Source organism: Amycolatopsis sp. EV170708-02-1, from assembly GCF_022479115.1.
In the GTDB taxonomy this organism is placed as follows: domain Bacteria; phylum Actinomycetota; class Actinomycetes; order Mycobacteriales; family Pseudonocardiaceae; genus Amycolatopsis.
Map to the genome: position 1 here is coordinate 542510 of NZ_CP092497.1, position 17073 is coordinate 559582.

The 17073-nt window shown below is 70.0% G+C and carries 16 protein-coding genes; 12 read left to right on the top strand and 4 right to left on the bottom strand.

Translation table 11 applies throughout. From position 1 onward, the window contains the following. The first annotated feature begins 2 nt into the window (after positions 1-2). The 4 genes from MJQ72_RS02250 to pcaB are packed head-to-tail and all read left to right on the top strand — an operon-like array spanning position 3 to position 5809. On the top strand, positions 3-1970 hold the full coding sequence (locus MJQ72_RS02250) for an FAD/NAD(P)-binding domain-containing protein (RefSeq protein ID WP_240597326.1): 1968 nt from the start codon (positions 3-5) through the stop codon (positions 1968-1970). Further along, complete coding sequence (locus MJQ72_RS02255; RefSeq protein ID WP_240597327.1) at positions 1955-2761, top strand: SDR family NAD(P)-dependent oxidoreductase; 807 nt, start codon at positions 1955-1957, stop codon at positions 2759-2761. The genes MJQ72_RS02250 and MJQ72_RS02255 overlap by 16 nt, the downstream gene beginning before the upstream one ends. 13 nt (positions 2762-2774) lie before the next feature. Beyond that, positions 2775-4433: an FAD-dependent monooxygenase gene (locus tag MJQ72_RS02260; protein ID WP_240597328.1), complete on the top strand. Its 1659-nt coding sequence runs from the start codon at positions 2775-2777 to the stop codon at positions 4431-4433. Then, positions 4430-5809 (top strand): 3-carboxy-cis,cis-muconate cycloisomerase, encoded by a 1380-nt coding sequence (gene pcaB, locus MJQ72_RS02265; RefSeq protein WP_240597329.1) that lies wholly within the window; start codon positions 4430-4432, stop codon positions 5807-5809. Before MJQ72_RS02260 ends, pcaB begins: the two co-directional genes overlap by 4 nt. A gap of 67 nt (positions 5810-5876) precedes the next feature. Here the strand turns inward: pcaB and MJQ72_RS02270 are convergent, their stop codons facing one another. Then, the gene (locus MJQ72_RS02270) at positions 5877-6059 is read right to left on the bottom strand and encodes a hypothetical protein (protein ID WP_240597330.1); all 183 of its coding nucleotides are present in this window, start codon (positions 6057-6059) and stop codon (positions 5877-5879) included. A gap of 169 nt (positions 6060-6228) precedes the next feature. Here MJQ72_RS02270 and fabG point away from each other — a divergent pair, with 169 nt between their 5' ends. From fabG to MJQ72_RS02305, 7 genes are all read left to right on the top strand, one after another. Next, the gene (gene fabG, locus MJQ72_RS02275; protein ID WP_037344135.1) at positions 6229-6990 is read left to right on the top strand and encodes a 3-oxoacyl-ACP reductase FabG; all 762 of its coding nucleotides are present in this window, start codon (positions 6229-6231) and stop codon (positions 6988-6990) included. 3 nt (positions 6991-6993) lie between these two features. Next, positions 6994-7446 carry a MaoC family dehydratase gene (locus MJQ72_RS02280; protein ID WP_240597331.1) on the top strand — a complete coding sequence of 151 codons (453 nt, stop codon included), beginning with the start codon at positions 6994-6996 and terminating at the stop codon, positions 7444-7446. Between the two features lie 90 nt (positions 7447-7536). Then, positions 7537-8562 (top strand): phosphotransferase family protein, encoded by a 1026-nt coding sequence (locus MJQ72_RS02285; protein ID WP_240597332.1) that lies wholly within the window; start codon positions 7537-7539, stop codon positions 8560-8562. Between the two features lie 2 nt (positions 8563-8564). Continuing rightward, on the top strand, positions 8565-9788 hold the full coding sequence (locus tag MJQ72_RS02290; protein WP_240597333.1) for an acyl-CoA dehydrogenase family protein: 1224 nt from the start codon (positions 8565-8567) through the stop codon (positions 9786-9788). Then, positions 9785-10966: an acyl-CoA dehydrogenase family protein gene (locus MJQ72_RS02295; RefSeq protein ID WP_240597334.1), complete on the top strand. Its 1182-nt coding sequence runs from the start codon at positions 9785-9787 to the stop codon at positions 10964-10966. The genes MJQ72_RS02290 and MJQ72_RS02295 overlap by 4 nt, the downstream gene beginning before the upstream one ends. Further along, positions 10963-12078, top strand: coding sequence for an acyl-CoA dehydrogenase family protein (locus MJQ72_RS02300; protein ID WP_240597335.1), 1116 nt, complete (start codon positions 10963-10965; stop codon positions 12076-12078). The genes MJQ72_RS02295 and MJQ72_RS02300 overlap by 4 nt, the downstream gene beginning before the upstream one ends. Positions 12079-12159: 81 nt before the next feature. Continuing rightward, positions 12160-12546: a hypothetical protein gene (locus MJQ72_RS02305; protein ID WP_240597336.1), complete on the top strand. Its 387-nt coding sequence runs from the start codon at positions 12160-12162 to the stop codon at positions 12544-12546. A 3-nt stretch (positions 12547-12549) separates the two neighbouring features. Here MJQ72_RS02305 and MJQ72_RS02310 read toward each other — a convergent pair whose 3' ends face one another. The 3 genes from MJQ72_RS02310 to MJQ72_RS02320 form a co-directional block, all read right to left on the bottom strand. Further along, on the bottom strand, positions 12550-13167 hold the full coding sequence (locus tag MJQ72_RS02310; RefSeq protein WP_016333237.1) for a TetR/AcrR family transcriptional regulator: 618 nt from the start codon (positions 13165-13167) through the stop codon (positions 12550-12552). A gap of 225 nt (positions 13168-13392) precedes the next feature. Continuing rightward, positions 13393-14376, bottom strand: coding sequence for a phosphotriesterase (locus MJQ72_RS02315; RefSeq protein ID WP_240597337.1), 984 nt, complete (start codon positions 14374-14376; stop codon positions 13393-13395). A 5-nt stretch (positions 14377-14381) separates the two neighbouring features. Next, positions 14382-16037, bottom strand: a complete 1656-nt coding sequence (locus MJQ72_RS02320) for an AMP-binding protein (protein WP_240597338.1) — start codon at positions 16035-16037, stop codon at positions 14382-14384. A 76-nt stretch (positions 16038-16113) separates the two neighbouring features. Here MJQ72_RS02320 and MJQ72_RS02325 point away from each other — a divergent pair, with 76 nt between their 5' ends. Continuing rightward, entirely contained in the window at positions 16114-16944 is an 831-nt protein-coding gene (locus MJQ72_RS02325) for an enoyl-CoA hydratase-related protein (protein WP_240597339.1), read from the top strand. Positions 16945-17073 lie beyond the last annotated feature (129 nt).

The following is a 17073-nucleotide window of genomic DNA, read 5'->3' on the forward strand; positions in this document are numbered from 1 at the left end:
TCGTGGAGATCTGCATCATCGGCCTCGGCCCCCGCGGGCTTTCGGTACTGGAACGGTTGTGCGCGAACGCTTCCGCCAAGGTTCCCGACGGCCGCGAACTCGTGGTGACCGTCCTCGACTCCCATGTGCACGACGGCGGGCTGGTGTGGCACCGTCGCCAGGACCCGAAACTGCTGATGAACACGGTGGCCGCCCAGATCACCATGTTCCTCGACGACACCGTGGAGGCGGCGGGCCCGGTGCGGGACGGGCCGAGCCTGTACGAATGGGCGAAGTCGATCGCGGAGGCACCGTCGTCCGACGAGATCCCGGACACGGTGCGCGCGGAGGCCGGGACGCTGGGGCCGGATTCCTATCCGTCGCGGGCGTTCTACGGGTCGTACCTGTACTGGACACTGCGGCGGATCATCAGGACCGCTCCCGCCGCCGTGCGGATCGTGCTGTGCGCGGAGAAGGCCGTCGACCTGCGGGACGCCGAGGACGGTTCGCAGCGCGTCTGGCTGTCCGGCGGCACCGTGCTCGACGGACAGGACGTCGTGGTGCTCACACAGGGCCATCTGGACACGCTCCCGACCCGCGAAGAGGCCGCCATGGCGCGGTTCGCCCGGAAGCACGGCCTGCGGTATCTCGCTCCCCGCAACCCGGCGGGCGCCGAACTCGACGGGATCGGGCCGGGCGAGCCGACCGTCCTCAGAGGAATGGGACTGGCCTTCTTCGACTACCTGGCGCTGCTGACCGAAGGCCGGGGCGGTCGTTTCGTCCGCACCGGCGAGGGCCTGGTCTACCGGCCGTCCGGCCGCGAGCCCCGGATCGTCACCGGATCCCGGCGCGGCGTTCCGTACCACGCGCGCGGCGAGAACCAGAAAGGCGCCTTCGGCAGGCACGAGCCGTTGTTCCTCACCCCGAAGGTGATCGAGCGGCTGCGCGGACGCGCGGAGCCGGCCGACTTCCGGGCCGACGTCTGGCCGCTGATCGATCGCGAGGTCCGCGCGGTGTTCTACGGCACGCTGGTGCGTGACCGTGGAACGCCGGAGAGGGCGCGGGAGTTCACCCGTGCCTTCGTCGCGGCGGCGGGAGACGGGTCGCCGACCCCATCGGATCCACTGGCGCCGGAGCCGTCGCCCGCGGAAGAACGGGTGCTGGCCGAATTCGGCATCGGGAAACGCTGGGATTGGCGCCGTGTGGCGCAACCGATCCCGGCGGACGCCCTCACCGGCACCGGCCGGTTCCGCGGCTGGCTCCGGTCCTATTTGGACGAGGACATCGCGGAAGCAAGGCGGGGCAATGTGCACAGCCCGCTCAAGGCCGCGCTCGACGTACTTCGGGACCTGCGCAACGAGATCCGGCTCGTGGTCGATCACGGCGGTCTCTCCGGCGACTCCTACCGCGACGATCTCCAGGGCTGGTACACGCCGCTGAACGCGTTCCTCTCGATCGGCCCGCCCGTGCGGCGGATCGAGGAGATGGCGGCCCTGATCGACAGCGGTGTGCTGAGCGTCCTCGGCCCGCGGCTGTGCGTGCGGGCCTCGCCGGACGCGCGCCGGTTCCTCGCGCACTCGGCGCGGCTGCCCGACACCACCGAAGCCGCGACCACCCTGATCGAAGCCCGGCTTCCCGACGCCGATCTCCGGCGGACCCAGGACCTGTTGCTGCGGAATCTGCTGGCACGCGGCGAATGCCGGCTCCACCGGATCCCGATCACCCGGGGCGGTTCGTATCCGACCGGCGGCCTCGCCGTCACCCGCCGTCCGTATCGCCCGGTGGATCTCGGCGGCAGGCCGCACCCTCGCCGGTTCGCCTTCGGCGTGCCCACCGAGACCGTGCACTGGGTGACCGCCGCGGGAATCCGTCCCGGCGTCAACTCGGTCATCTTGACCGACGCGGACGCGGTCGCCAGGGCCGCTCTCGCGATCGCTTGCCCCGCACCATCCCGACCGAAGGAATCAGGAGAATCATGGATCTACAGCTGACCGGCCGCATCGCGGTGGTCACCGGCGCCTCCAAGGGAATCGGGCTCGCGATCGCCCGGACACTGCACGAGGAGGGCGCACGGGTCGTCGCCGTGTCCCGCAAGAGCAGCCCGGAACTCGACCTGCTCGCCGGCGCCGGCCTGACGCACGTCGCCGCCGACCTGATGGATCCCGGAGCGCCGGCGGAGGTGGTGGCGCGGGCCGCGGACCTCTACGGCGGTCTCGACATCCTGGTGAACAACGCGGGCGGGCCGCCGCCGGGGGTGACCCTGCCGCGCGACTCCTTCCTGGACGCGACGGACGAGGAATGGGGGAAGATGTTCGAGTTCAACCTGTTCTCCGCCGTGCGCGCCATCCGGGCCGCGCTGCCGCTGATGATCGAGCGCGGCGGCGGGTCGATCGTCAACATCTCCTCGTGCAACGCGCGGCAGCCCTCCCCGATCAACGTCGACTACGGCGCGGCCAAGGCGGGCTTGAACAACGTGAGCAAGGTGCTCTCGGACGAATTCGGCCCGCAGGGCATCAGGGTGAACGTGGTCTCGCCCGGGCCGGTCCGCACCGCGTGGTGGACCGAGGAAGGCGGCGTCGCGGATCTGTTCGCGGCCAAGACCGGCAAGGACCCCGAAACCGTGATGACCGAGGTGGTCCCGGCGATGATGGGGCTGGCCACCGGCCGGATCGCCGACCCGCGGGAGGTCGCCGCCGTCGTCGCGCTGCTGGCGTCGCCGCTTTCGGCCAACACCACCGGCGCGGAGTTCGCGGTGGATTCCGGGTTCGTCAAGACGATCTAGGAGGGCGACGGTCATGAACGCACCGGCGAGGACTCCGGTCGCCATCGTGGGCGGTGGACCGGTGGGCCTCCTGCTCGCCCTGTTCCTCGACCGCCACGGTGTCCCGTCGGTGGTGTTCGACCTCGCCGAGTCCACTTCGGACCAGCCGAGAGGGAGCACGCACGGCGCCCGCAGCATGGAACACTATCGGCGGCTCGGGCTGGCGGGCGAGGTCCGCGAACTCGGCCTGCCTTGGGACCATTCCACGGACATCGCGTTCTACACCCGCTACAACGGGTTCCGGCTCGCCCGCAATCGACGCCCCGCCGTGCGGGACCTGCTGCGTGAAGTCGCTTCGGGTCCGCGCACGGCGCAGGTGCCCGAGCCGATGCACCGCGCCAACCAGATGTACGTCGAACGGTTGCTGTATCGCCGGGCCCGCGGCCGGTCCCGCATCGACCTGCGGTTCGGCTGGCGGGTGACCGGGATCGCCGCCGACGCGGACGGCATCGACGTCCGGGCCGAGGACTCGGACGGCCGGATCCGGGCCTGGCGCGCGGGTTACCTGGCCGGCTGTGACGGCGCCCGCGGTGTCGTCCGGCCTCATCTCGGCTCCCGGTACGCCGGGGAGGGCGGGGTCGAGCAGGAGATCCTCGGCGGCCGCACGGTCGCGGCGCATCTGCGTGTTCCCACGCTGTACCGGGATTTCCTCGTCGACGGCGGGGCGTGGAGCCACTGGGCGGTGAACTCCGATCTGGTGCTGAACCTCATCGCGCTCAACGGCAAGGACGAGTTCTTCCTGCTCACCAGCTCCGCCGATCCGGACTCGGCACCCGACGGCGAGCTCGTCTCCCTCGTGCGACGGGCGGCGGGCGCGCCGATCCCGGTCACCGTGCTGGGCAGGCGACCGTGGACGTCGGGGATGGCGCTGGTCGCGGACGATTTCGGCACGGACCGGGTGTTCCTGGCCGGGGACGCGGCGCATCTGTTCACGCCGAACGGCGGTTTCGGGATGAACACCGGACTGGACGACGCGGCGAACCTGGCCTGGAAGCTGGCCGCGGCGGTGCAGGGCTGGGCCGGACCGGGCCTGCTCGCCTCCTACCACCACGAGCGTCGGCCGATCGCGATCCGCAACACCGGCGCGGCACGGGAACTCAACCTCGGCCTGGCGAACGTCGCGCGATCCCCCTCCATCGAACGGGACACCGAAGAGGGCCGTGCCGAACGCCGCCGGCTCGGGCGGCTGCTGGCGGACTACGGCGACCGGACGCTCGACACCCTTGGTATCCAGCTCGGTGCGCGGTACGACGGCTCCCCGATCGTCGCGTCCGCGGACGCACCGCCCGCGGACGCGTTCGACACCTACACCCCGACCAGCGTGCCGGGCGGCCGGGCGCCGCATCTGTGGCTGGACGACACCCGCGCGGCGGGCAGCTCGCTCTTCGACCACTTCGGCGTCGGATTCACGCTGCTTCGCCTGGGACCGGACGCGCCGCCCGCCGCCGGCCTGCGCACCGAGGCGGCGCGGCGCAACGTCCCGCTGAAGGTGCTCGACCTGGCCGATCCGCTGGCGCGAGACCTCTACGAAAAGGATCTGGTGCTGATCCGTCCCGACCAGCACGTGGCCTGGCGGGGCAACCATCTCGACCGCGCCGACCGGATCTTCGCCACCGTGACGGGAGGGACATGAACGACTCGGATTCCGGGCTGCTTTCCCCCGTCCGCGCCGGGACATCGGTCGAAGCGGCCACGTCCGACGAGGCGTGGCTCCAGGCCCTCCTCGACGCGGAGGCGGGTCTGGCCCGTGCCCAGGCCGAACTCGGCGTCATCCCCACGGAAGCCGCCGAACGGATCGGCGCGATCGCACGGGCGAAGGCCATCGACCTGGTGAGCCTCGCGAGGCGGAGCCGCGAATCCGCGAACCCGGTGGTCGCGCTGGTCGCCGACCTGACCGCGCTGGCCGATCCGGAAACCGCGGAGTACGTCCATCGCGGCTCGACCAGCCAGGACATCGCCGACAGCGCGGCGATGCTGGTCGCGCACCGGGCGACCGGGCTGATCCTGGCCGATCTGGAGCGGGTGGCCGAAGGACTCGCCAGGCTCGCGGAAGAGCACCGCGACCTCGTCATGCCGGGCCGCACGCTCGCCCTGCAGGCGGTGCCGGTGACGTTCGGGCTGAAGGCGGCCGGATGGCTCCAGCCGATCCTGGCGGCCGAAGACGGGCTGCGCCGGGTACGGGCCATGCTCCCCGTCCAGCTCGGCGGCGCGGCGGGCACGCTCGCCGGTTACGTCGAGTACGCCCGCCCCCTGTGCGGCGAACGGTATCCCGATGAGCTCCTCGCCGGATTCGCCCGCGCGCTGGGCCTCGCCACGCCGGTGCTGCCGTGGCACACCGCGCGCGTCCCGCCGGCCGAACTCGGCTCGGCGCTTTCGGTGGTCTCCGGGGCGCTCGGCAAGCTGGCCATCGACGTCCAGACGCTGTCCCGCACGGAAATCGGCGAGGTCTCCGAGCCGTCGGGTGCAGCGCGGGGAGTGTCTTCGGCGATGCCGCACAAGCGGAACCCGGTGCTGGCCACGCTGATCCGCACGGCCGCGCTCCAGGTGCCCGCGTTCGCCCTGATCCTCACGCAGGCGATGCTCGCCGAGGACGAGCGGCCCGGCGGCCCGTGGCACGCCGAATGGCTGCCGTTGCGGGACTGCCTCCGGCTGACCGGTGGCGCCGCCGCCACCGCGGCCGAACTGGTGGCGGGGCTGGTGGTACATCCGGATCGGATGCGGGAGAACCTGGACCGCACCGGCGGCCTGATCCTGACCGAGCGGCTCGCCGCCGTCCTGTCGCCGTCGCTGGGCCGGGTCGCGGCGAAGGCCTTGATGACCGAGGTGTCGGCTGAAGCCGCGCGCACGGGCCGTTCCCTCCGCGAGACGCTACTGGCCGACCAGGCCCTCGCCGCCCGGTTCGACGGCGAGGACCTGCCTGCCCTTCTCGATCCTGAGGGGTACACGGGCGCGGCCGGGCGGCTGGTGGACCGGGCGCTGGCCGATTACCGGCGACGCCGGAAGGGGTGAGGCGACGCGTCGCGAAAGCCACTTTCGGGACACCTGATGTCTCGAAAGTGGCTTTCGCGACGCGCGCTCACCGCGGGCGGTAGACGTCCGCGTCACCGAATTCCGGCCAGAATCGGCCGCGACGACACGAAAGCCGGAGAACCGAACGGCGGCGCCACGACAAGGGCCTGCCGCCGTCGAAAAGACGCCCGGTCACTCCGAGCACGATCACCAGGAGCAGACCGGTCAGGACAGGGGCTCTTCGGCGCATGTGGCACCTCCGTGTGCGCTCGTATCGGCGGGCCGAGGCTTTCGGAAGTAGCCGTTCGGGCACCCGTGATTACGATCACAGCGAGACTCCTGGCCTGACATCTCTACAAACCGACCGCTCAGTACGGCAGACTCGACGGCACTTCCACTCGACGACGAGGAGAACACCCGTGACCGAACACCCCTCCCGTGTAGCGATCGTCACCGGCGCCGGCCGCGGCATCGGGGCGGCCGTGGCCAAGCGGCTCGCTTCCGACGGATTCGCCGTCGGCCTGCTGGACCTCGACGAGGCCGGCGTCAAGCAGGGTGCAGAAGCGATCGTCGCCGAGGGCGGCAAGGCCGTCGGTGTCGCGCTGGACGTCAACGACGCCGCGCAGGTCGAAGCCGCGGTGACCCGGGTGGCCGAGGAGCTCGGCGCGCCGACCGTGCTGATCAACAACGCCGGTATCACCCGCGACAACCTGCTGTTCAAGATGACCGAACAGGACTGGGACTCGGTGCTGGGCGTGCACCTGAAGGGCTCGTTCCTGATGACCCGCGAGGTGCAGAAGTACCAGACGCAGGAGAAGTGGGGCCGCATCGTCAACCTGTCCAGCACCTCGGCGCTGGGCAACCGCGGCCAGGTCAACTACTCCGCCGCCAAGGCGGGTATGCAGGGCTTCACCAAGACCCTCGCGATCGAACTGGGCAAGTTCAACGTCACCGCGAACGCCATCGCCCCCGGGTTCATCGCCACCGACATGACCGCGGCGACCGCCGAGCGGCTCGGCATGTCGTTCGAGGACTTCAAGGCGGCGGCCGCGTCGCAGATCCCGGTGCAGCGCGTCGGCACCCCCGACGACATCGCCAACCTCGCGTCGTTCCTGGTGAGCGACGGCGCCGGATTCATCTCCGGCCAGGTCATCTACGTCGCCGGCGGACCGAAGGACTGAGCCATGCGCGCATTCGCCTCCCTGCAGGAGTTCGAGAACGCCGTCGGTGAGCATTTCGGCTACAGCGACTGGCTGACCCTCACCCAGGAACGGGTGAACCTGTTCGCCGACGCCACCGACGATCACCAGTGGATCCACGTCGACGTCGAGAAGGCCGCCCAAGGCCCGTTCGGGGCGCCGATCGCCCACGGCTTCCTGACGCTGTCGCTCATTTCGGGTTTCGTCGGCAAGCTCTACCGGGTCGACGGGCTCAAGATGGGCATCAACTACGGCCTGAACAAGGTCCGGTTCCCCCAGCCGGTCAAGGTCGGCGCGAAGATCCGGGCGGGTGCCGAACTGGTCGAGGTCACCGACGTCGCCGGCGGCAAACAGGCCGTCGTCCGGTGGACGATCGAGATCGACGGCGAGCCCAAACCGGCGTGCGTCGCGGAGATGGTCGTCCGGCTGATCGCCTGAGAAGTGACCTCCGGCACCTCGCCGGACCAGCCCTACCCGACATACCGACTGGTCGGTACTGTAACCGGAAAGCGAGACGCTGGAGGCACCATGAACCAGTCCGACCTGCCGGGCCTCGACCTGGCCAGGCTCAAGGCCCATCTGGACGAGCACCGGCCGGGTCTCGTCCAGGGCGACCTGAGCGGCCAGGTCGTGGAAGGGGGCCGGTCGAACCTCACCTACATCGTGGGCGACGGCCGGTCCCGCTGGGTGGTCCGCCGCCCGCCGCTGGGCCACGTCCTGCCGACGGCGCACGACATGGGCCGCGAGTACCGGGTGATCTCCGGCCTGCACGGCACGGCCGTCCCGGTGCCGGAAACCGTGCTGTTGTGCGAAGACACCGACGTCATCGGCTCGCGGTTCTACGTGATGGAGTTCGTGGAGGGCACGCCCTTCCGCTCCGACACCGAACTCGCCGCGCTCGGCCCCGCCCGGACCAAGGCGATCGCGGAGGAACTGGTCGACACCCTGGTCGCCCTGCACGCCGTCGAGCCGGAATCGGTGGGGCTGGGCGATTTCGGCCGCCCCGAGGGCTTCCTCGAACGCCAGCTGCGGCGCTGGAAGAAGCAGCTCGACGGCAACCGCAGCCGCGACCTCCCCGGCGTCGACGAACTGCACGACCGGCTCGCCTCGTCGGTGCCCGAGTCAGGGAAGCCGTCGATCGTCCACGGTGACTACCGGCTGGACAACGTGCTGGTGAACGCCGACGACCGGATCACCGCGGTGCTGGACTGGGAGATGTCCACCCTCGGCGACCCGCTGACCGACCTCGCGCTGCTGGTGGCCTACGCCGAACGCGACAAGGTCTCCTTGCAGTTCGTGTCCAATGCCAGCTCGGCGCCGGGTTATCCGCGCAACGACGAGGTCATCGCGCGGTACGCCGAGCGCTCCGGCCGCGACGTCTCCCGGCTCAACTGGTACGTGAGCTTCGCGTTCTTCAAACTCGCGGTGATCCTGGAAGGCATCCACCTCCGCTACAGCAAGGGGCAGACCGTCGGCGCCGGGTTCGACGGCATCGGCTCGGGCGTGGTCCCGTTGATCGCGCACGGCAACGAGACTCTCAAGGAAGAGGGATAGAGATGGACTTCGCCTTCGACGCGAAAACCGAGGAACTGCGGGGAAAGCTCCTCGAGTTCATGGATTCGCACATCTATCCGGCCGAGGCCGTCTTCGAGCGGCAGCTGGCCGAGCGCGACAATGAATGGTCGCAACCGCCGATCGTCGAGGAACTCAAGGCCGAGGCCCGCAAACGCGGGCTGTGGAACTTCTTCCTCCCCGGCGACCACGGCGCGGGGCTGACGAACCTGCAGTACGCGCCGCTGGCCGAGATCACCGGCCGCAGCCTCCGGCTCGCGCCGACCGCGGTGAACTGCGCGGCGCCGGACACCGGGAACATGGAAGTGCTCACCATGTTCGGCACCGAGCAGCAGAAGAAGCAGTGGCTGCAACCGTTGCTGGACGGCGAGATCCGGTCCGCGTTCGCGATGACCGAGCCCGACGTCGCCTCCTCCGACGCGCGCAACATCGCCACCAGCATCCGGCGTGACGGCGACGAGTACGTCATCAACGGCCGCAAGTGGTACATCTCCGGCGCGATGAACCCGAACTGCAAGATCTTCATCGTGATGGGCAAAACCGATCCGGACGGGCCCGCCCACAAGCAGCAGAGCATGATCCTGGTCCCCCGCGACACCCCCGGCATGACCGTGAAACGCGGTATGCACGTGTTCGGCTACACCGACGGGGACCACGGCGGCCACGCCGAAGTGCTCTTCGAGGACGTCCGCGTGCCGGCGGAGAACCTCATCGCCGGCGAGGGCGACGGATTCGCCATCGCGCAGGCACGCCTCGGGCCGGGCCGGATCCACCACTGCATGCGCGCCATCGGCATGGCCGAACGTGCGCTGGAACTGATGTGCCGCCGTGCGCTCTCGCGCGAGACCTTCGGCAAGCCGATCGCCGAACAGGGCGTGGTGCAGGACTGGATCGCCGAAGCGCGGGTCAAGATCGAGCAGCAGCGGCTGCTGGTGCTCAAAACCGCGTGGCTGATGGACACCGTCGGCAACCAGGGCGCGCACACCGAGATCCAGGCGATCAAGATCTCCACGCCGATCACCGTCGAGTGGATCCTCGACAAGGCGGTGCAGCTGTTCGGCGCGGGCGGGGTCAGCCAGGACTTCCCGGTCGCCGAGATGTGGGCGCAGGTGCGGACGCTGCGCCTGGCCGACGGCCCGGACGAGGTGCACAAGCGCTCGCTGGCGCACCGCGAGCTGAAGAAGTACCGCGGGGAGGCCTCGAAGTGACCACTGTGGACGATCTCAAGCGGCGCGTGGCCGACCTGCTGGCCGCGTATCCGCCGGAAAGCACGCCGCGCCAGGACTTCCTTGACGCGCGGTTCGACGCCGGGCTGGCGTGGATCCACTTTCCGGAAGGCCTGGGCGGCCTCGACGCGCCCCGCTCCCTTCAGTCCGTTGTCGACAAAGAGCTCGCCGCGGCGGGCGCCCCGGACAACGACAAACGGCGGATCGGGATCGGCCTCGGCATGGCCGCGCCGACCATCCTCGCCTTCGGCACGCCTGAACAGCATCAGCGCTTCTTGCGTCCACTGTGGACCGAGCGCGAGGTGTGGTGCCAGCTGTTCAGCGAGCCCGGCGCCGGATCCGACCTGGCCGCGCTGGGCACCCGCGCGGTCCGCGACGGCGACGACTGGGTGGTCACCGGCCAGAAGGTCTGGACGTCGGGCGCGCACAAGTCGCAGTGGGCCATCCTGGTCACCCGCACCGATCCCGACGTGCCGAAACACCGCGGCATGACGTACTTCCTGTGCGACATGACCGCGCCGGGCGTCGAGGTCCGGCCGCTGCGGCAGATCACCGGGGAGGCCGAATTCAACGAGGTCTTCCTCAGCGAGGTCCGCATTCCCGACGCGCACCGCCTCGGCGCCGTCGGTGAAGGCTGGAAGGTCGCGCAGACCACGCTGATGAACGAACGGGTCGCGATCGGCGGGACCGAGTTCCCGCGCGACGGCGGCATGGTCGGCGTCGTCACGGAAGTCTGGCGGGAGCGCCCGGAACTGCGCACGTCCGAACTGCACGACAAGCTGCTGAAACTGTGGGTGGAGGGCGAAAGCCTGCGCCTGGTGAGTTCGCGGCTGCGGCAGCAGCTCGCCGCGGGCGCGCCGGGGCCGGAGGGTTCCGCGGTGAAGGTCGCCTTCTCCGAACTGAACCAGGCCGCGTCCGGGCTGGAGATCGAGCTGCTCGGCGACGAGGGCCTGCGCTACGACGACTGGACGATGCGCCGTCCCGACGGCGTGAACTTCCTCGGCCGCGAAGCCGGCTATCGCTACCTGCGCGCGAAGGGGAACTCCATCGAGGGCGGCACCTCGGAGGTCCTGCGCAACATCATCGCCGAACGCGTGCTGGGGCTGCCGTCCGAGCCGCGGATCGACAAGGACGTCGCCTGGAAGGACCTGCCCCGATGAGCGACCTGCTGTACTCCGAGGTCGAAGAGGACCTTCGCGCCAGCGTCCGCGACCTGTTCAAAGACCGCGCCGAACCGGCGGCCCTGATCGCCAGGACCGAAACGGCGGAACCGTACGACCTCGAGTTGTGGCGCACGCTCGCCGCCGACCTCGGCACGGCGGGCCTCGCCGTCCCGGAGGCGCTGGGCGGGCACGGCGCTTCGGCGCGGGAAGTCGCCGTCGTGATGGAGGAGCTCGGGCGCAGCGTCGCCCCGGTCCCCTATCTCGGCAGCGCCGTCCTGGCGACGTCGGCCCTGCTGGCGACCGACACGTCGCAGGCGGAAGTGACCGAGCGGCTCGGGAAACTGGCCGCGGGCACGCTCATCGGCGCGCTGGCCGTACCGCTGTCGACCGCGCCCGGCGCCGAGTTCCCCTCGGCGGTCACCGCGGCGGCCGACGGCACGCTGAGCGGCCAGGTCCGCAGCGTCGTCGACGCTTCGGTGGCCGAACTGCTCGTCGTCCCGGCGGTGGGGCCCGACGGCCCCGGCCTGTACACGGTCGACGTGTCGTCGGCCGGTGTGACGGTCACCGAGGCCATTTCCCTCGACCTCACCCGGCGCATCGCCGACGTCACCCTGGAGAACGTGGTCGCGAAACACGTCGCCGACTCCTCGGTGGCCACGTCCGCGCTCGACACGGCGCTCGTGACCGCGGCGGGACTGCTCGCCTCGGAGCAGCTCGGCATCGCCGAGTGGGCGCTGACGGAAACGGTGCGCTACCTCAAGGAGCGCTACCAGTTCGGCCGCCAGGTCGGTTCCTTCCAGTCGCTGAAGCACCGGCTGGCGAACCTGTACACGGATCTCGTCAACGCCAGGGCGACCGCGCGGTACGCCGCCGACTGCCTCGCTTCCGGTGACGACATCGCGATCGCGGTCGCGGTGGCGCAGGCCCGCAACTCCCCCATCGCCGTCCACGCGGCCGAAGAGGCGATCCAGCTGCACGGCGGGATCGGCATGACCTGGGAGCACCCCGCGCACCTGTACCTGAAGCGCGCGAAGAGCGACGAGATCGCCTTGGGCACGCCTGGACGGCATCGCGCCGCCCTCGCGCCGCTGATCGACCTTCCCGCCTGACCCGCCCGGCGGGGTCCGCCCGGAAACTGTCGGACCCCGCCGGTACAACTGTTCGAACATCCGATCGAACAGGGAGACGGCATGAAACTGCTCGTGGCCACCGCGAAGACCCAGGGCGCGCGGGAGAACGACTTCGATCACTGCGTGGAAGGCGAACTGATCTGGGTCGCCCCGCCCTGCGGCGACGGTGAGCGTTCGCCCGATTCCCGCTGCGGCTGCGGCCGGGCGTTCGGCGGGCTGAGCTCGCACCGCGGAACGACGACGGCGCTCGTCGCGGACCTGCCCGGTTTCACCTTTTCCGACTACGCGGACGCGTTGCGGTCGAGTCTGGCCGCTCAGGGCTGGCCGCCCGAAGCCGCCGAGGACGTGGCGACGGATCTGCTCGCCCTCGCCTCCGAATGGGCGGTGGGAACGGTGCTCGAACGCCGCGAAGACTGGTTCGCCGAACGGCTGGTACCTGGGGGCTGAGCGCTACTCCGGCCGCAGCGCGGCCAGCAGGAGGTCGGCGAAGTGGTCGCCGATCTGGCGGGCCGAGAGCGCGCCGCCACGCCGGTACCACGAACCGAGGTGGTGCACCGAGCCGAAGAAGAAGTCGACGATCACGTCCGCCGGTTTGTCCCCGCGGAATTCGCCGGACTCCTGCCCTTCCTCGATCAGCGTGCGGAACCGCTCGTGGTACTTGCGGCGTTCCGCGCGGACGGCCTTCTGCTTCTCCACGCTGAGCTGATGCATGGACTGCATGAAGATCGTGTTGTCGTCGAGGTTGTCGATCGTGCTGACGATGACGTCGGAGGCGGCGGAACGCAGCCGCTCCCGCAGCGGCGCCTCACTCGAGGCCACCTTTTCCAGTTGCTCGGTCTGCGAGCGCAGCACCCGGGCGTAGATCTCGTAGAGGAGGTCGTCCTTGGAGCCGAAGTAGTGGTACATCGCGCCCTTGGTGACCCCGGCCGCTTCGACGATCTCCTGCACGGAGGTGCGGTCGAAACCCTTCTTGGCGAAGAGCTTCGTGGCGTGCGACAGCAGACGGCGCGGGACGGCGGCCTGGTCTTCGCCGCCTGCCTCGGCCTTCCGGGTGGTCGCTCGTGTCATGACCGGCTCCTTCTCGTGCGGACACTCAGCATACCGGCCGGTTTGTCGACTCACCGGGAAAGGGGACTCGAGGCCGCATGGACGCACCGGGAAAGGAGGGACGCAAGGCCGCATGGCTGCGCCGTGGGGCGAAGGGCGCCATCCCCGCATGCCATGCGCTGAAAGCTCCCTTCACCACGCGAGACGCGGGGAAAGGGACCTTCAGCGCCCGCCCGGGACGAAAGGTCAATACGCGCCGCCGTGCTCGAAGAACCGGCGGGGATTCGTCACCAGCATCGTCGTTATGTCCTTTTCGGAAACACCCCGCTCCCGTAAGGCGGGCAGCACGTCACGGGTGATGTGGAGGAAATGCCAGTTGGGCGCCACGGCGGCGATCTTGTCCTGCTCGAACCAGTCGATGAAACAGGAGGCGTCATGGGAGAGCACCATGCTTCCGGCGTAACCGCGCTCGCACATCGCCGCGACCGTGGCCACCCGCTCGTCGAACGACAGCAACGGGTCGAGCCCGAACCGGTCCATCCCCAGCAACGAGCCCTTGTCGGCGATCTCGGTGAGGTAATCGAGGTCGGTGCTGTCACCGCTGTGGCCGATGAGGACCCTGCCCAGGTCGACACCTTCGGCCGCGAAGACGGCCTGCTGCTCGAGGCCGCGCCGGGTGGGCGCGTGGGTGTGGGTCATGATCGGCGCGCCGGTCTCCCGGTGCGCCTTCGCGACCGCACGCAGGACGCGTTCGACGCCGGGAGTGACCCCGGGCTCGTCGGTCGCGCACTTCAGCAGGGCCGCCTTCACCCCGGTGCCGGCGATCCCGTCGACGATGTCGCCGGTGAAGAGGCCGACGAGCGGGTCCTCGCCGTCGTCGAAGATGAGGCCCGGCCCGCGATGGTGGAGGTAGTGCGGGACGTCGTTGTAGGTGTAGAGCCCGGTCGCGACGATGATCCGGAGCTCGGTTTCGGCCGCGACCCTCCGCACGCGCGGGATGTAGCGGCCGAGCCCGATCACGGTGGGGTCGACGATGGTGTCGATCCCGGCGGCCTTGAGCTCGTCGAGCCGCCGGATGGCGTCGGCGACGTGTTCGTCCTCGCGGAATCCGTCGTGCTCGGGATGGTTCGCCATGAACTCGGGACTGAGCACGAACAGGTGCTCGTGCATGAGCACCCGGCCCAGTTCACCGGTGTCGACGGGCCCGCGGACGGTTTCGACCTGTGCCATGCCGCTCAGCCCCTTTCCCGGAGTTCGCGGCGGAGGATCTTGCCGCTCACCGTCTTCGGCAGTTCGTCGAGCACCTCGATCACGCGCGGGTACTTGTACGCGGCGAGGCGTTCCTTGCAGTACGCGACGAGGTCCTGCGGATCGGGCGTGGTACCCGGCGCCGGGCTGACGTAGGCCTTCACGGTCTCGCCCCGGTATTCGTCCGGAACGCCGACGACGGCCGCTTCACGCACCGCCGGATGCGTGTACAGGACGTCTTCGACCTCACGCGGCCAGACCTTGAACCCGGAGGCGTTGATCATGTCCTTCTTGCGGTCGACGACGTAGACCCAGCCGCTCGGCTCCATGAAGCCGATGTCACCGGTCAGCAGCCTGCCGCCGGGCAGTGCGGCTTCGGTCGCCTCGGGCCGGTTCCAGTAGCCGGGGATCACCATCGGACCTTCGACGGCGATCTCACCCGCCGTCCCGAACGGCAGTTCCTCGCCGTTTTCGCCGAGGATGCGCACGATGGTCCCCGGTACGGGCAGGCCGATCGAGATCGTGCCGGACGCTTCGTCGATGGGCGCTTCGAGACTGCTCGGCACGACGATGCAGCCAGCGGTCGTCTCGGTGAGCCCGTAGCCGTTGTGGATGTAGTGGCCGAACCGTTCGCGGAACGTGCCGACCACGGCGGGCGGCAGCGCGGCACCACCGGAGTACAGCAGCTCGAAGGAGGCGAAATGTTCGCGGCCGACGCCGGGATGGGCCAGCAGCGCCATGTACGCCGTGGACGGCCCGACCGTGTACACGGGCTTGTGCTCCAGGAAGGCGTCGAGCACCACTCCGGGTTCGAACCGGTACGCGAGCGCGAGTGTGCCGCCGATGTCGATCGCGGAGGCGATCTCGCAGACCATGCCGGTGATGTGGAACAGCGGGGCCAGGCCGAACAGGGTGGCGCCCTCGCCGAGACCGCTGAACGCGCTGAGCACGGCCGCGTTCGCGCCGAGGTTGCCGTGGGTGTTCATCGCCCCCTTCGGTGTCCCGCTGGTGCCCGACGTGTAACTGATCAGCGCGACGTCGTCGAGCCCGAGGCCGGGATCGGGGAGCGGCTCCCCCGCCGCGGCCCGCGCGACCGTCAGCAGATCGGCGGCGCCGGGGGTCGGCTCCCGCACGATCCCGCCGAACACGCGTGCGTCGTCGCGGCCCTGCAGGTCGAGTTCGCTGGTGGTCAGCGCGATGGTCACGCCGCTGCCGGGGACGAGCGGGCCGATACGGCGGTTCCAGCCGCTCTGCGAGCAGACGACCGCGCGCACCCCCGCGTCGTCGAAGACGTGCCGGAGTTCCCGCTCGCGGTACATCGGGTTGACCGGGACGACGATCCCGCCGGCCTTCCAGGCGCCGAGCAACGCCAGCACGAACTGCGGGATGTTCTGCAGGACCAGGGCGAGCCGGTCGCCCGGAGCGAAACCGGAGGCCAGCAGATGACGTGCGACGCCGTCGGAGAGCTCGTCGACCTCGCGGTAGCTCATCCGGCCGTCGAAGTAGGCGATCGCCGTGGCCTGCGGAGAGCGCTGGACCGCCCGCCGGAAGGATGCCGGGACCGTGGTCGTTTTCGGCGCCTCCGCCGCCTTCATCCGATCTTCGTAGGCGGCCAGCCACGGCTTCGCTTCGTACCGGCTCATGCAGGTTTCCTCCCTGACAAGTCTCGACGATCCTGTAAGCATCCGCTTAGTATGTCGATGACGCAAGGAGGTCGCCGTGACCGATCAGCTCTCACCGTCCGAAGTGGACACTGTGGACACCGCGGACACCGTCCGGTACGCCGTGGACGGCGCCGTCGCCACGATCACCTTCGACAAACCCGGGCGCGGCAACGCGATGGACCAGCCGATGCAGATCCGCTACGGCAAGCTGCTGGGCGAAGCCGCAGCCGATCCCGGGGTCCGCGCCGTCGTCGTCACGGGCAGCGGGCGTTCCTTCTGCCCCGGAGCGGACCTGGGGTTGCTGGAGGACATCTCCGTCAGCGGCACGGGCGCGCCGGAACGGGAGGGCTTCCGGGACGTCCTCGCCGCCGCGTATGCCGACGTGCCGGTGGTCGCGGCGATCAACGGCGGCTGCGCCGGGCTCGGTTTCGTGATCGCCTGCGCCGCCGACGTCCGGTTCGCCGCGGCGGGCGCGAAGTTCACCACCGCCTTCGCGCGGCGGGGCCTCATCGCCGAATACGGTGTGGCGAAACTGCTGCCCGAACTCGTCGGCCGCGGCCGGGCGCTCGATCTGCTGCTCTCCGGACGGACCTTCACCGCCGAACAGGCGTACGAGTACGGCCTGGTGCAGGAAGTCGTGCCGCCGGAAGAGCTTTCGGCGCGGGCGATGGCCTACGCCACCGAACTCGCGACCTACAGCGCACCACGCTCCATGGCGCTCATGAAACGGCAGGTTCTCCGGGAAGCCGGGCTCTCCCTGGAGGATTCCGCCCGCGAAGCCACCGCGCTGATGCTCGAATCCTTCGGCCATCCGGAACTTCCCGAAGGTCTCGCGAGCTGGAACGAACGCCGCCCGCCGGCTTTCCCGCCGTACCAAGGAGACTAGGCCGCCCGGACGCGTTTCCAAGGCGCTCGCGCGTGGTCACCGCGGCCTTCCCGGACGGCACTCGGGTGACTGGAGCTGGATCACGCGTGCCCGGGGACGGATCTCCGAGTTCCGCCTTCAAGCACGCGA

Bases quoted from the DNA above. Each gene is read 5' to 3' on its own strand.
- MJQ72_RS02255 (WP_240597327.1), top strand. From the start codon at position 1,955: ATGGATCTACAGCTGACCGGCCGCATCGCGGTGGTCACCGGCGCCTCC.
- MJQ72_RS02260 (WP_240597328.1), top strand. From the start codon at position 2,775: ATGAACGCACCGGCGAGGACTCCGGTCGCCATCGTGGGCGGTGGACCG.
- pcaB (WP_240597329.1), top strand. From the start codon at position 4,430: ATGAACGACTCGGATTCCGGGCTGCTTTCCCCCGTCCGCGCCGGGACA.
- MJQ72_RS02270 (WP_240597330.1), bottom strand. From the start codon at position 6,059: ATGCGCCGAAGAGCCCCTGTCCTGACCGGTCTGCTCCTGGTGATCGTG.
- MJQ72_RS02280 (WP_240597331.1), top strand. From the start codon at position 6,994: ATGCGCGCATTCGCCTCCCTGCAGGAGTTCGAGAACGCCGTCGGTGAG.
- MJQ72_RS02285 (WP_240597332.1), top strand. From the start codon at position 7,537: ATGAACCAGTCCGACCTGCCGGGCCTCGACCTGGCCAGGCTCAAGGCC.
- MJQ72_RS02290 (WP_240597333.1), top strand. From the start codon at position 8,565: ATGGACTTCGCCTTCGACGCGAAAACCGAGGAACTGCGGGGAAAGCTC.
- MJQ72_RS02300 (WP_240597335.1), top strand. From the start codon at position 10,963: ATGAGCGACCTGCTGTACTCCGAGGTCGAAGAGGACCTTCGCGCCAGC.
- MJQ72_RS02305 (WP_240597336.1), top strand. From the start codon at position 12,160: ATGAAACTGCTCGTGGCCACCGCGAAGACCCAGGGCGCGCGGGAGAAC.
- MJQ72_RS02310 (WP_016333237.1), bottom strand. From the start codon at position 13,167: ATGACACGAGCGACCACCCGGAAGGCCGAGGCAGGCGGCGAAGACCAG.
- MJQ72_RS02315 (WP_240597337.1), bottom strand. From the start codon at position 14,376: ATGGCACAGGTCGAAACCGTCCGCGGGCCCGTCGACACCGGTGAACTG.
- MJQ72_RS02320 (WP_240597338.1), bottom strand. From the start codon at position 16,037: ATGAGCCGGTACGAAGCGAAGCCGTGGCTGGCCGCCTACGAAGATCGG.